The organism is Methylophilus sp. 5 (genome assembly GCF_000515275.1).
Taxonomy (GTDB): Bacteria; Pseudomonadota; Gammaproteobacteria; order Burkholderiales; family Methylophilaceae; genus Methylophilus.
In genome coordinates, this window is record NZ_KI911560.1 from 2,412,381 (window position 1) to 2,424,944 (window position 12,564).

General features: G+C 47.8%; 14 protein-coding genes. 2 read left to right on the top strand and 12 right to left on the bottom strand.

The genetic code is table 11. The features are described from left to right. Nucleotides 1-72 precede the first annotated feature (72 nt). From METH5_RS0111660 to METH5_RS0111685, 6 genes are all read right to left on the bottom strand, one after another. Nucleotides 73-1,110, bottom strand: a complete 1,038-nt coding sequence (locus tag METH5_RS0111660; RefSeq protein ID WP_029148685.1) for a GTP-binding protein — start codon at nucleotides 1,108-1,110, stop codon at nucleotides 73-75. 167 nt (nucleotides 1,111-1,277) lie between these two features. After that, on the bottom strand, nucleotides 1,278-1,862 hold the full coding sequence (locus tag METH5_RS0111665; RefSeq protein WP_029148686.1) for a Swt1 family HEPN domain-containing protein: 585 nt from the start codon (nucleotides 1,860-1,862) through the stop codon (nucleotides 1,278-1,280). A 2-nt stretch (nucleotides 1,863-1,864) separates the two neighbouring features. Beyond that, a complete protein-coding gene (locus METH5_RS0111670; RefSeq protein ID WP_036307867.1) occupies nucleotides 1,865-2,512 on the bottom strand; it encodes a DUF5343 domain-containing protein in 648 nt (215 codons plus the stop codon). Between the two features lie 246 nt (nucleotides 2,513-2,758). Beyond that, on the bottom strand, nucleotides 2,759-3,058 hold the full coding sequence (locus METH5_RS0111675) for a HigA family addiction module antitoxin (protein ID WP_029148688.1): 300 nt from the start codon (nucleotides 3,056-3,058) through the stop codon (nucleotides 2,759-2,761). Nucleotides 3,059-3,081: 23 nt separating this feature from the next. Then, the gene (locus METH5_RS0111680) at nucleotides 3,082-3,360 is read right to left on the bottom strand and encodes a type II toxin-antitoxin system RelE/ParE family toxin (RefSeq protein ID WP_029148689.1); all 279 of its coding nucleotides are present in this window, start codon (nucleotides 3,358-3,360) and stop codon (nucleotides 3,082-3,084) included. An 86-nt stretch (nucleotides 3,361-3,446) separates the two neighbouring features. Then, nucleotides 3,447-3,965 (bottom strand): MarR family winged helix-turn-helix transcriptional regulator, encoded by a 519-nt coding sequence (locus tag METH5_RS0111685; protein WP_029148690.1) that lies wholly within the window; start codon nucleotides 3,963-3,965, stop codon nucleotides 3,447-3,449. A 97-nt stretch (nucleotides 3,966-4,062) separates the two neighbouring features. Between METH5_RS0111685 and METH5_RS0111690 the strand changes: the two genes are divergently transcribed. Beyond that, nucleotides 4,063-5,244, top strand: coding sequence for an MFS transporter (locus METH5_RS0111690; RefSeq protein ID WP_232411030.1), 1,182 nt, complete (start codon nucleotides 4,063-4,065; stop codon nucleotides 5,242-5,244). Nucleotides 5,245-5,313: 69 nt separating this feature from the next. Here METH5_RS0111690 and METH5_RS0111695 read toward each other — a convergent pair whose 3' ends face one another. Both METH5_RS0111695 and METH5_RS0111700 read right to left on the bottom strand, forming a co-directional pair. Then, nucleotides 5,314-5,880 (bottom strand): PIN domain-containing protein, encoded by a 567-nt coding sequence (locus METH5_RS0111695; RefSeq protein WP_029148692.1) that lies wholly within the window; start codon nucleotides 5,878-5,880, stop codon nucleotides 5,314-5,316. A 5-nt stretch (nucleotides 5,881-5,885) separates the two neighbouring features. Then, the gene (locus METH5_RS0111700; RefSeq protein ID WP_029148693.1) at nucleotides 5,886-6,341 is read right to left on the bottom strand and encodes a helix-turn-helix domain-containing protein; all 456 of its coding nucleotides are present in this window, start codon (nucleotides 6,339-6,341) and stop codon (nucleotides 5,886-5,888) included. A gap of 231 nt (nucleotides 6,342-6,572) precedes the next feature. Here METH5_RS0111700 and METH5_RS14985 point away from each other — a divergent pair, with 231 nt between their 5' ends. Next, nucleotides 6,573-6,761 carry a hypothetical protein gene (locus tag METH5_RS14985; RefSeq protein ID WP_036307870.1) on the top strand — a complete coding sequence of 63 codons (189 nt, stop codon included), beginning with the start codon at nucleotides 6,573-6,575 and terminating at the stop codon, nucleotides 6,759-6,761. Between the two features lie 20 nt (nucleotides 6,762-6,781). On the opposite strand, the gene METH5_RS0111710 is transcribed toward METH5_RS14985, so the two are convergent. From METH5_RS0111710 to METH5_RS0111725, 4 genes are all read right to left on the bottom strand, one after another. Beyond that, the gene (locus METH5_RS0111710; RefSeq protein ID WP_232411031.1) at nucleotides 6,782-9,034 is read right to left on the bottom strand and encodes a GGDEF domain-containing protein; all 2,253 of its coding nucleotides are present in this window, start codon (nucleotides 9,032-9,034) and stop codon (nucleotides 6,782-6,784) included. 103 nt (nucleotides 9,035-9,137) lie between these two features. After that, nucleotides 9,138-10,343 carry a cation:proton antiporter gene (locus METH5_RS0111715; RefSeq protein ID WP_029148695.1) on the bottom strand — a complete coding sequence of 402 codons (1,206 nt, stop codon included), beginning with the start codon at nucleotides 10,341-10,343 and terminating at the stop codon, nucleotides 9,138-9,140. 208 nt (nucleotides 10,344-10,551) lie between these two features. After that, nucleotides 10,552-12,120, bottom strand: a complete 1,569-nt coding sequence (locus METH5_RS0111720; protein ID WP_232411032.1) for a diguanylate cyclase — start codon at nucleotides 12,118-12,120, stop codon at nucleotides 10,552-10,554. A 178-nt stretch (nucleotides 12,121-12,298) separates the two neighbouring features. Next, entirely contained in the window at nucleotides 12,299-12,547 is a 249-nt protein-coding gene (locus METH5_RS0111725) for a hypothetical protein (protein ID WP_029148697.1), read from the bottom strand. Nucleotides 12,548-12,564 lie beyond the last annotated feature (17 nt).

The following is a 12,564-nucleotide window of genomic DNA, read 5'->3' on the forward strand; positions in this document are numbered from 1 at the left end:
TCAACTCCAAAATAACTACTTTTAATCACTAGCACGGCGCAACAAAGCATTCACCCGCGCAGAGGCTTATTTCTAAAACTGCGTCAGCATTGTGCGCACAGCTTCCTCATCAATCCCCTTGCCGATAATCACAATGCGGCTAATCGGTTCTTCTTCATCCCAGCCTTCAAGCAAGGTCGGCGGGTAGGGCGTAAAGTGCACCGCGTGAATCGCCAGCGGCGCAGGCGCATCTTCCACATGCAAAATGCCTTTTAAACGCAGCAGCTTTTCACCATGTGTTTGGCACAGCTTAAGGATCACGCCTTTAAAGTCAGCCCACGCCATTGGTTTAGGCAAATACACCGTAAACGTATTCACATCATCATGCGCAGGTGCTTTAGGCAGCGTGCCTTTTTTAGCTGCGCTAAACCCACTGGCAGGCGCACGTAACCAGCGCTGCGGGTTGGCCTGCTTGTTCGCAAAATCAAACAAGCCTACATCAATAATCTGCATCGGGTCTATCTCGCCATGCGACACAAACTGCTGCGTCGCATTCGGGTTGATTTCGTTCAGCTTCGCCTGCAAGGCCTCAATCTGTTCAGGTGTCGCCGTGTCGCGCTTGGTGATCAGCAACACATCCGCCACTGCGGCTTGTTTTAAGGCTTCTTTTTGCTCGGCAATCTGCTGCAAGCCATACGCCGCATCAATCGTCACCACCACCGCGTCTAGGCGGTAAACCGATTCAATCACCGGCTCATTCATCAAGTTAGCCAAAATCGGGCCAGGGTCCGCCATGCCAGTGGTTTCAATCACCAAGCGGTTAAACTGCGGCACTGCCTGCAAACTGCGCTTAAAAAACAAATCCCGCATCGTGTCCGCCAGCTCGTTTTTGAGTGAGCAGCACAAACAGCCGGAACTCAACAACACCGTGTTATCGGCAATATGCTCGCTCTCAATCGTTTGCGAAATCTGGCTATTAGCAAAAATCTGGTCCAGGCCTGCCTCACCGAGCTCATTGATGATCACGGCAGTGTCTTTCATCGCAGGGTTATGCAGCAGTTTGTTGAGCAGGGTGGTTTTGCCGCTGCCCAAAAAACCAGTGAGCAGCGTGACGGGAATGCGGTTATCCATAGTATTTCTGACTAAACGAGAGTGGAGGGTATTTTAACGGATGATTGTTTGTGGTTCTAAGTGTTTCGACTTATATCGTGTGGATATTAATAGTTCACAAGGGATTTAGGGATAGAAATCTTAAATGTGAATAAGGCACTTTTACCTATTTATTTTCTTCCAGAATGCTAGGTCATTATTCTAAACCAGTCACGCAAAGCTAGTTCAAGCCTAAGAACCTCATCATCAGCCAATGGTGAGCAATGAGCAATAGGATTTCTTAAAGAGTTTAAATTGGCCATGACTTTTTCAACTGCTTTTAAGTCTTTGAATACAGCACCGCCAAAAAGGCTCCAATTAGATTTGATAATTTCGCTTAACTCACCGAATGTAGTGTAATCAATTGGTTCTGTAGACCTTTGAGTAACTGCGGCTTCCTTTTCTTTTTGTATGCTTTTTTGCACATTAAGTCTTATTGCCTCTGGAACGGACTTTTTCCACCAATCGGGATTGTCAGAAGCTTCGAATACATCAATAATTAACTCACGGATAGATTTTTCTAGGCAGTAAAAAACTTCGTAATGCTGAGCCATTTTTCTAGCTTCAGCACGTAAGGAAGATGAAAACTGAGGGAAATAATCATCTTCGATTTTACTGGCCTTATTCTTATTTCTGCCTAGATCGATTTGATACTTTTCTTCAACTTTATCTAACTCAGCCTCTAATAGCATATTGGTCATAGCAAAAGATTTAACTGCTGCTGATCTGCTCATTTCTACTCCTGCAGTAAATGTTGTTTTAAGCTTTGGAATATCGCGTTAAAAACCTCAATGTCTGTAGTAGCTGGTAAATTTAAATTGATTGTATAAGATAAATTTATTCCTTCTTGCTGAGACTTAGCCGTATTGGGAGCTGCCTGAATAAAGTTAGGAATTGTAATTGATGGAGTACTGTCAATTTTTTTACTATTTAAATCATCGGAATTTCGACTAACTTCTGAATCAAAATTGGCTAGTTTCTTCAAGGAGGTGAAAGTGGTCAAAGTCTTTGTTACAGCCGATGAGCTAGCTACGTCTCCAGTTGCTTCAACTATTAATCCTTTCAGCTTGTTATTATCCAGCTCGTAAACATATTCATTCATTGCGAATAGTTCTTCGTATAGTTCTCTTATTGCAGCTGCGATAGCGAATCCTGATTTTTCTGGATTTCTAAACTCTCTATATCTATCAGTTGGCGTTCCATCTGATGTTACCAATCCCATTTTCTTGATAAATGGAATTAGTGATCTAGCTGTACCGCCTTTTAGGGATAGTTTTGTTGAGACAAAATCTTGAGAGAACTTCTCAGGTACAGATGCTGTTTTAATTTTCTCCAGCATCTTTTCAAGAGTGCTACCTGCTACGACATAGGGTAAATTCGCCATTAACCTCTCCATTATTTTTGTTAAAAATTACAGGAATCTAATATGCAAAATTAAAAGATATTTTACAGCTGAGTTTTTAATTCTTAGTTTGCAATATGTATATGCTTAAATCAACAAACCATTAACGTTACCATAGATGTTCATAAAGAATGTACGAGCCCATCGCAATCAATACCCACCCACCAACAATCTCTGAACGTTTCGCAAACATTGCGATAATTAGGGTCAGAGTAAAACTAAATCCTTCTAAGCTGCCCTCTGCTCTAACGGTTTTATTTTAGTCAGTGTCTCTGCCATCTGTTCCTTTTGTGTGGCTGTTTCATAATCCATTTGTAAGCCAGTCCAAAATGCATCATTTAATCCAAAGTACTTAGATAAACGTAAGCCTGTATCAACGGTAATCGCTCGTTTACCGGCAATAATTTCGGCGATGCGCGCTTGCGAAACGCCAATCTCTTTTGCAAGGCGATATTGGGTAATGCCGTAAGGTTTTAAAAACTCTTCAAGCAATATTTCACCGGCGGTGGGGTATGCAACTTCACGCATAGCTTTGCTCCTTGTTTGGGTGGTTAGTGGTAATCCACAATTTCAACATCAAACGCTTGCCCGTTTGCAAATCTGAAACAGATGCGCCACTGGTCATTCACTCTGATGCTAAACTGGCCTTTACGGTCACCTTTTAAAGCTTCGAGACGATTGTTGGGCGGTATTCGCAACTCTTCAACCCGTAGAACCCGATTGAGCATGGCCAGTTTACGCATTGCAATGGTTTCGATATTGGCGAATCGAGCAACACGAGTGCCATTAAATAATAGGGCTACATCGTTATCTTTAAAGGATTCGATCATGACTAAATGCTATCGCACGGCGATAGTAAAGTAAAGTGATCGAAAAAAGATGTCTCAATCAAAGGCGCTGGCGTAGACGGTTATCCTCAATCTTGGAGGGGTTCAATCGGTGTTTCCAGGACGGATAAAAGCGCGGCCAGATGCTCGTCTAATTGCTTACGTGCTACAACTGGTAGCCAGTCGAGGATAGCTTGCTCATTGGCAATATGTGCTTCTACTGCGTTATTAATCAGGTTCAATCCTGCTTCAGTCAACTGCACAGGCATGCTGCGCATATCCGCATCGCTTTTCACTCGCTCTACCAGGCCAAGCTTTTCTAGGCGTTGCAATCTATGCGTCATGGTGCCAGAGGTGACCATGAGCGATGAGTAAAGCGCTGTGGGCGCGAGGCAGTAGGGGTGGCCAGCGCGTCTTAAGGTGGCTAAAACATCGAACTCCCAACTGCTCATACCAAACTGTTCAAAGGTTTGGTCTAATTTGCGCCTGATCAGCATTTCGCAGCGCGCCAGTCGGCCAATCAAGCCCATCGGGCTTGGGTCGAGGTCTGGCCGCTCGCGGCGCCATTGGTCCATGATGTCATCGACGGCATCGTTTTTTTTTGTCATGTGTGCTCCTGATTTTGTCTTGACTTCAAGATAAATTAACCATACTCTGAAACTATCTTGAAGTTAAGATAATTCTCATATTAACCTAGTGGTGGAGATGCGTGTGATGAATGTGGGGCGCTTGTGGCTGACTGTGGCGATTCTGTTGGTGGCGATTAATTTGCGCCCGGCGATGGCTGTGCTTGGCCCGTTGCTGGATTTAATTGAGCAGGCAACTGGCTTGGATGCAACCGGGGCTGGCTTGCTGACCACGCTGCCGGTTTTCTTGATGGGTGTGTTTGCCTTATTGGGGCGATTCTTACGCAAGGCGCTGGGTGAGGTGAGTGGTGTGACGGTAGGTGTCACCTTGATTATGCTGGCCTGCGCCAGCCGTGCGTATTGGGGCTCGTCTATCGGTTTGCTGGCAAGTGCTGCAGTGGTTGGGCTTGGCATTGCTTTAGTGCAGGCATTGTTGCCGGGTTTTATAAAAGGCCAGTTTGGCGCAAGCACTGGGCGGGTGATGGGGTTTTATGCCACGGCCATTATGGGTGGTGCCGCAATCGCTGCCGCAAGTGCGGCCAGGTTTAATGAGTTACTCGGCTGGCAATATACGTTGGCGGTGTGGGCATGGCCTGCCTTGCTGGCTTTGGCTGGCTGGAAAGCCGCAACAATGGCGCTTGTGCCTACAGATGCACCCGCTAGCCAGCAAGCGCCTATGCATTTCTGGCGTTATCGTAGAGCTTGGTCACTCATGGTGTTTTTTGGCATAGGCACTGGCGTTTATACGCTGATTCTGGCCTGGTTGCCGCCGTTTTATATCGAGCTGGGCCAAAGCCGCCAGTTAGCGGGTGATCTGCTGGCCGGGCTAACGCTTACAGAGGTGATTGCCGGGATGATTGTTGCTGGTGTGGTGGGCAAATACCACGATCGCCGCCCTTTATTGTTGGCCGCGTTGGGCTGCACGCTGGTCGGGCTTGCCATCATCATCACTGCTCCCGTCAGTTTGGCATTGGGCGCAATTGTATTGCTCGGGTTGGGCGTAGGTGCGTTGTTTCCGTTGTCTTTAATTTTGGCCATGGATCATTTTGAAAACCCTGAGTTTTCAGGTGACTTGGCTGCGTTTGTGCAAGGTGGCGGCTATATGATCGCCAGCCTGATGCCGTTTTTGGCAGGCTGGGTGAAGCGCGAGTTTACGAATTTATCATTAGCCTGGGTAGCCGTATTTGTGACGGTATTTTTCATCACCTTATTGGCCTTCAGGTTTTCACCGACAAGTTATCGCAAGGCGTTTTCTGCTTAAAGAATAGTTGGGGGGGAATAAAAGTAAAAACTTATCCCCATGAGTGTTATGCAGCAATTTAATGCGCGTTTAAATTAACTCAGAATACTGTTTAAGTAGTGAAACAGTTTGTGGCAGTTGTTGCTTTTGTAAGCAGGTTAAAAATTCATCTACTGCCATCGGTGGTTTTTTCAAGGCGCTACGCTGGTCTCTAAATGCTTTGCAGCAAATGGCGGGTGACATGTCTATTTGGTAATAGATAAAATCATCAGGGTGAATAATTTCTATCTGAAATGCCTTTAAATATTCGGCAGGAAAGTCTTTTTGATTAAACGTCACAATCGCATCGGCTTTGCATTTGATTGCGGCGGCAAGCACGTGCCTGTCGTTTTGATCTGGCAAGCTTAAACCTTCGATCAAGCATTCATAGCCTTCCACTTTTGCATCCGGCACATGGCTATCCATCAGGTCGCGTACGCGTTCAAGTGGTTCACGCGGGTATTTATTTTCACGTACCAGTGCGTTTATCCATTCCTCATGGATTGCATCTGTCCAATAGGCTTTAAATAAATCACAGTTTGCCAGGCGCATTAAGCTATCACGCAGTGGCGCAGGGTAGAGCACGCAGGCGTCAAATAAAACCGCAAAGCGTGCCATGTTGTTTAATACTCCATCCCTAACGCTTGCGAGAGCTCAGTTAATTCGTCTAGTGCGCTATTCCGCTTGGCGAGTAATGCCTCTTTATAAGCTAGCACGTCACTGGCTAATACCCGTCTATGCGCTCCAACTTTTCGATGTGGCAGTGCACCTTTCTCAAGCAGGCTCACCAAATGCGGGCGACTGACATTCAGCAAATTGGCAGCCTCTTGAGTGCTTAATTCATGGTGAATGGGTACTAGGCTGATTGCGTTGCCTTTGGCCATTTCAGAGACTATATCTAACAGCATTTGCATGACCTGGCCGGGTAAGACAATATCCTCGGCCATCCCATTATGAGCGCGCAAGGTGAGTTGTACACGGTCAGCATCTGCATATTTACTGAGCATACGGCTGGATTGCTTTGCCGCCTCAATTTCTGGTGTTGACGGTAAGTGCACCACATTCTGTAGCGTATTCATTCTGTTAAATCCCTCAATGAAAACTGATTCATATTTAGATTAAACGAAATAAACGAAATAAACAATCAATATTAGATTAAGCCAAAAGTCCAAATAAATCTTATTGGCTAATTTTATGGTTCTACGACCTGCTCAATGACAGCGCTGCAACTATTGTGCTTAAAGGGTGTTGCATGAGTGGCTTGGGTTTCTTAAGATTGCATGGTCAATGAGTTGCATGTGAGGTGTTAAATGAAAACGACGAAAGATCTAATTTTGCAAGAAGAGCGGCTGAACGTGACCAACGCGCCTCAGCAGCAGAAAATGTTTATTGCACGTGGATTAGTATCGGCTGAATTCGCACACAAAAATAATGAGTATTACAGCGCGGAGGATGTGCTCGCAGAGTTGAAATTGATGTTGGATAACATGAAAGCTTGAATGTTTTTGCAGGTAAGCATTTAGCTGCGACTTTTAATAAACGCTTCAAACGCCTGTGCCGGTAAAGGTTTTGAGAACAAATACCCTTGCACTTCATCGCAGCCACAATCACGCAAATGTTTGAGCATGGTTTCGTCTTCTACGCCTTCGGCAATCACATCTAAATTCAAGGTATGCGCCATTTGCACAATGGCGCGGACGATGGCAGCGTCGTTGGGGTCGGTGTTGATGTCGCGCACAAAGGATTGGTCGATTTTTAGGCGGTCGATATTGAATTTTTTGAGGTAGGCTAAGCTGGAGTAGCCGGTGCCAAAGTCGTCGATGGCGAGTTTAACACCTAGCTGTTTGAGCACGTCGAGTTGGGCTAGCAGGTGATCTATGTCTTCTACCAAAATAGATTCCGTGAGTTCTAGCTCAAGTAACTGTGGGTCCAGGCCGGTTTTTTCGAGCGCTTTAATAATCACTTTGGCCAGGTTGCCGCGGCGAAATTGCACAGCGGAGACGTTGACGGCCATGCTGAGGGCGGGTAAGCCACTTTTTTGCCATGCCATGGCCTGGCGGCAGGCTTCTTCTATCACCCATTCGCCTATTTCAACAATGAGGCCGGTTTGTTCGGCAATGCCGATAAACTGCGCCGGCGGTTGCAGGCCATTTTGCGGATGATGCCAGCGGATAAGGGCTTCGGCACCGATGACTTTGGCGCTGTTGAGGCTAATTTGCGGCTGGTAGTGCAGCTCAAACTGGTGATGCGCGAGGGCTTCACGCAAGCCGTAGGCAATATTCAGGTAGTGCAGGCTATCGTTGTTGAGTTTTTCGGTAAAAAACCTGGCGGTGTTGCGGCCTTCTTCTTTGGCTTGCGACATGGCTTTGCGCGCGCGGCCAAACAGCTTTTCAAAGTCATTGCCGTCAGTGGGGTAAACGGCGACGCCTACCGAGCAAGAGGTGGAAATATTGCTGCCAGCAAATGCAAACGGCGATGAAATTTCGTTGAGCAGGGTGTCGACGATGTAGCTGATAGAGTCGTCGTCTTGCATGTTATTCAGCAAAATAATGAACTCGTCACCACCGTGGCGGCAGATGCTGTCGGTGTCGCGCAAACAGGCTTTGAGCCGTTCGGCAAATAATCGCAACAGCTTGTCGCCAGAGGCATAGCCTAGCGAATCATTTAAAAACTTAAAGTTATCGAGGTTAAGCGCCAGCAGGCCGATTTTGCTGTTGGCGGCAGCAGCGATAGAAACAGCATTCTCGAGGCGGTCTCTAAATAGTGCAATGTCAGGCAGGCCGGTGAGGGCGTCGTGTGACGATAAATACTGGATTTCTTTTTGCGCAGACTTGAGGTCGCTGAGATCACTAAAAGTACCCACATAGTGGCTGACTTCGCCTGCCTCGTTTTTGACTTCTGTGATCGACAGCCATTCGGGGAACACTTCACCGTTTTTACGCCGGTTCCAGATTTCACCGCGCCAGTGGCCAAAGTGATCTACGCTCTCCCACATGCTGCGGTAAAAGCTGGGGTCGTGCAGGCCAGAGGAGAGTACTTTGGGCGTTTTACCTTTGACGTCATCGAGCGTAAAGCCCAGCATTTTGGTAAAGGCCGGGTTAACAGAGAGAATCACATGGCGTGTATCGGTCACCATAATGCCTTGCTCGCTGCCCTCGAACACTTTTTCAAATTGGCGCAGGCTTTCCTGGTATTTGTTGCGGTTGAGCACAATGCCGATGATAGACGAGCCAATTTCAAGCAGCATGCGGTGAAACTGGCTGGGCTCGCGGTGCTCAAAGCTGGAGAGGGCAAAGGTGCCAATGACCTTGTTTTCGGCAGAAAAAATCGGGATAGACCAGCAGGCCTTAACGTTGAACTCATGCGCCAGATGGCGGATATCCTGCCACCGCTCGTCAGTTAACGTATTACTCACGTATTGCACTTTTTGCTGGTAAATCACATTGCCGCAGGAGCCACCGCCAGGGCTGGGGCGCAAACCGTTGATTTTCTCAATTTGAGCCTGCGACAGGCTGGGCGCGGCATACACATTGAGTAGCGTATTGTTATTGTCCATCAGCATGACCGAACTAAACGCGTTAGTGAGCAGGCTTTCTTCGAGGCGACAAATCTGATTGATCACTTCCATGTGATCGGCCCCGCGCGCGACTGATTCCAGAATGGCGCGTTGTAGCTTAAGTAACTGATTTTGTTCTTCAATAGACAGCGGACGGCTGTCTATTGAATTGGGGTGTGGAACCGATGACGCTGAAACAGTGGGTTGTGCGCTCACGGGAGTATCCAGTCTTTTATAGAGTGGTTTGTTTGCTAATCAGTGTTCCTCTTTTGTCAATTGATGTCAATAGTGCTTTACTTGTGATGATGCTAGTGAAGCGCTAGCGCGGCTGATTTTCCAGTTGCGGCATCACCCATTTGCGGAACATCAACGGCGTGATCATGGTAGTCACAACGCCCATCAATACCAGTACCGAGAACAAATCCTGGCCAATAAAACCACGGTCATAGGCGATGCTGGCAATCACCAGTTCCATCACGCCGCGGCCATTGAGAATAAAGCCGATGCCGAGCGCGTCACTTTTGGATAAGCCTATCAGGCGGCCACCCAGCCAGCCCGCCAGAATTTTGGTCACGATAGACACCACCAGCACCACCGCCACAAACCAGAATGAGTCGATAACTTGCACTTTAAACTCAAGGCCGAGATAGGCAAAAAATACCGGTGCCAGAAAGCCGCCGGTAATCGAGCTCAAGGTTAGCTCGAGTTGTTTGTAGCGTGATGGCAAGAAAAATGTGCGGTCAATGAGCAGGGCGCCAAAAAAGGCGCCAATCACAAAGTGAAAGCCCAGGGCGGCGCTCACCGAGCCAAAGATCAGCACCAGTAGCAATAGCAGGCCAAATAAGGCTTCATTGCCGATTAAATCCACCAGTTTTTCTGACCACTGGTCAATATTAATGCCTTTTTCGACTACTTTTTTGATCAACAGGCTGACGCTGACGATTAACACAATCAGCAGGATCAGTTTCCAGCTGGCGTGAAAAATAGCACCGGCCACGGCTTGGTAGGACTTTTGTTCTGGCAGATTAAGAATCACGCCCAATACCAGCAAGGCGGCAATATCGTTAAAAATGGCGGTGGCAACCGAGTAGCGTGCAATGTTGGAGTCTAGCAACTTAAAGCTTTGCAAAATGCTCACGGTGACCGGCAAGGCGGTGATTGACACGCACAAACCCAAAAATATAGTGCGGCTGACATCGAGGCCAAAGCCGACGCCGACCAGAATGCCGCCTGTGAGCGGTAAAATAAACCCTAACAGTGCAATGACCACGCCCTTGCCGCGCATGGAGTCTATCACCTCCTTGAAGTTCATTTCCAGGCCAGCAGACAGGACAATCAGAAACACCGCAAACTCTGAAATACCTGTCAGGGCGGGGGTTGGTGCAATCAGGTTTAACAAACTGGGGCCTAAAATCACACCGGCCAGCATTTCACCAATAATGGCGGGTTGGTTAAAGCGGCTAAACACTTGCCCCAGCAAGCGGGCAGAGACAATGAGAATGAGCAGGGTGGTCAGTAAAGGCATGATTTTCTCTTTGTTTTGTTACAAAACAGCCGCCAGTGTGTGAGGGTTCTGCATGTTGAAACGGATAATTAAAATACAGTCATGTATGTATAATTATTCAGAGTGTAAATCATTTATGCCCGCAGTGGCATGCATGGCGTGCAAAATAGCTGCTTGAATAAATGAAAAAACGGGCGCGCCGGAGTGCTAGCGCAGGGAGTAGCCAGCGTTAGCTAGCGAGTACTTGGATCATTTCTTTGCGATTTTTGCGGGTGCGCTTGTCTGCATACATGCGTTTGTCGGCGATGCGCATGAGCGTTTCGGTCTCGCTGGCTTCATGGCTGAACACCACGCCTACGCTGGCGCCAGCACTGGCAAAGCCTTCTTTTTGCATTTGAATATGCGTGTATTCGAGCTGATGCTGGCACCATTCAACATCATCTTCATGGCACACAATTGCAAACTCATCGCCGCCTAGTCGATACAGCTGGCCATGCGTATCCAGTTTTCTAGACAATATCTCGCAAAAGCTTTTGAGCAGGTGATCGCCCGCTTCGTGACCAAAATGATCGTTCACATGTTTGAGGTTATCTATATCAATAAACATCAGGCAGCCATGCTCGGGAAACTGCAGCATTTGATTTTCGAGCGCATGCCGGTTAGGCACGCTGGTGAGCCGGTCTGTCATGGCGATTGAGCGCGTGCTTTGCAGCTCGGCCAGCATATGTTCTTTTTCTTTGTGCAGACGGTTAATTTGATAGGCCACCAGCAACGAGAGCAAGATCGCCTCAACCGCTACGGCGATTAACCCGAATTGCTCTATGGTCCAGGCATTTGACGTTAGTCGCTCAGCGGTGATAGACAAGCCACCCAAGATGCCAAACACGCTGATGGCAAACAGGTAAAGTTGCGCTATACGGTGTTTCTGCAGGCTGAGACGGATGCCGCAGGCAAGGCCAAACACGAGAAAAATTGCCACACCAATCCTATCCATCTCCAGCATCCAGTTGGGGAGGATCATGGCGGTGACCAGCAGCGCCAGCAGCCCTGCGCGCGCCACCATCGACAGGTAATACAGCTTGGCGTGATGAAACTGGTTAATGCCCAGCAAATGACACACAAAACTGATGTAAGCCAGGTTAGAAAATAAAATCGGCAAACTGGTGAGGTAAAACCAGTGCCATGCAAATAATTGCTTAAATGCGCCCAGCGCTGCGCTTTGAAAAATCAGGTTGCCCAGAATAAACAGCGCATACATGCGCTCAGTGTCGTGGCCAGTGGTCACGCCCAGCGCTGAGTAGTAAGTGAAAATGCCTAGCAGCACCCCCAGTAACAACAGGCTGGCGGCGGTTGTGTGGTTGGTGAGTCGCTGGTAGGTTGCCAGATCTGAGATAAATATTTCTGGCTGCGCCAGGTAGTAGGGGGACTGTAACCAGGTAATCAGGCGATAGGTGCCTGGTTCCAGGTGAACGATGCGGCCATGCCTGAGCAAAAACGGGTCGCTCTCCTCGCTGCTTAACCCGCCTTTGATGATGCTGGTTTGTTTGTTGTTGTCGGTGATTTCGTGTTGAAAATGCGCAATGGTCGAAGTGTTTTTAAAATCAATCACATATTGGTCGGCGCGCGAGATCTTGAGCACACTTTGGCAGACAAATTTGCCGCCTTGCAGCGGAATACTGGCAAGCACAACGCCCTTGCTGTTCATGCAGGTGGTGCCAAGCAGCGTGGGACTGGCCGAGGCCTGCGGCAACAGGGCGCCCCATAACGCAATCAGCATCCAGAAGAAAAAACGTTGCAAGCCTATTATCCAGTCAAAGTGTTGGAAAAAAGTGTCGAATCTCGACGCAGTGTACAGGAAACATTCCGTAGGACGGCTAGACTAACGCATTAAAGAAGGCAAAGAATTACTAATAAAGTGTGGAAAAGTGCCAATAAAAAACCCGCATAAATGCGGGTTTTTGTGCTGCTAAAAACGATTATTTGTTTTCAACCGCTGCTTTGGCGGCATCGGCAGTTTCTGCGGCTTGTTGCTCAGCGGCGGCAGCGGCTTCTTTGGCGGCTTGTACCGCGTCGGCTGCAGCATTTTTGGCTTCGCTGGCGGCGGTTTCAGCATGTTCTTGTGCAGATTCAACCGCTTGTTCAACTTGTGGTTCTTTGTCACCGCAAGCAACCAGCAGTGTGCTGCTTAATGTTGCGATCAGTAATAAACGAATAAATGCTGACATAGTCGAGTCCCTTTAAT

Bases quoted from the DNA above. Each gene is read 5' to 3' on its own strand.
- METH5_RS0111660 (WP_029148685.1), bottom strand. From the start codon at position 1,110: ATGGATAACCGCATTCCCGTCACGCTGCTCACTGGTTTTTTGGGCAGC.
- METH5_RS0111665 (WP_029148686.1), bottom strand. From the start codon at position 1,862: ATGAGCAGATCAGCAGCAGTTAAATCTTTTGCTATGACCAATATGCTA.
- METH5_RS0111670 (WP_036307867.1), bottom strand. From the start codon at position 2,512: ATGGCGAATTTACCCTATGTCGTAGCAGGTAGCACTCTTGAAAAGATG.
- METH5_RS0111675 (WP_029148688.1), bottom strand. From the start codon at position 3,058: ATGCGTGAAGTTGCATACCCCACCGCCGGTGAAATATTGCTTGAAGAG.
- METH5_RS0111680 (WP_029148689.1), bottom strand. From the start codon at position 3,360: ATGATCGAATCCTTTAAAGATAACGATGTAGCCCTATTATTTAATGGC.
- METH5_RS0111685 (WP_029148690.1), bottom strand. From the start codon at position 3,965: ATGACAAAAAAAAACGATGCCGTCGATGACATCATGGACCAATGGCGC.
- METH5_RS0111690 (WP_232411030.1), top strand. From the start codon at position 4,063: ATGCGTGTGATGAATGTGGGGCGCTTGTGGCTGACTGTGGCGATTCTG.
- METH5_RS0111695 (WP_029148692.1), bottom strand. From the start codon at position 5,880: ATGGCACGCTTTGCGGTTTTATTTGACGCCTGCGTGCTCTACCCTGCG.
- METH5_RS0111700 (WP_029148693.1), bottom strand. From the start codon at position 6,341: ATGAATACGCTACAGAATGTGGTGCACTTACCGTCAACACCAGAAATT.
- METH5_RS14985 (WP_036307870.1), top strand. From the start codon at position 6,573: ATGAAAACGACGAAAGATCTAATTTTGCAAGAAGAGCGGCTGAACGTG.
- METH5_RS0111715 (WP_029148695.1), bottom strand. From the start codon at position 10,343: ATGCCTTTACTGACCACCCTGCTCATTCTCATTGTCTCTGCCCGCTTG.
- METH5_RS0111725 (WP_029148697.1), bottom strand. From the start codon at position 12,547: ATGTCAGCATTTATTCGTTTATTACTGATCGCAACATTAAGCAGCACA.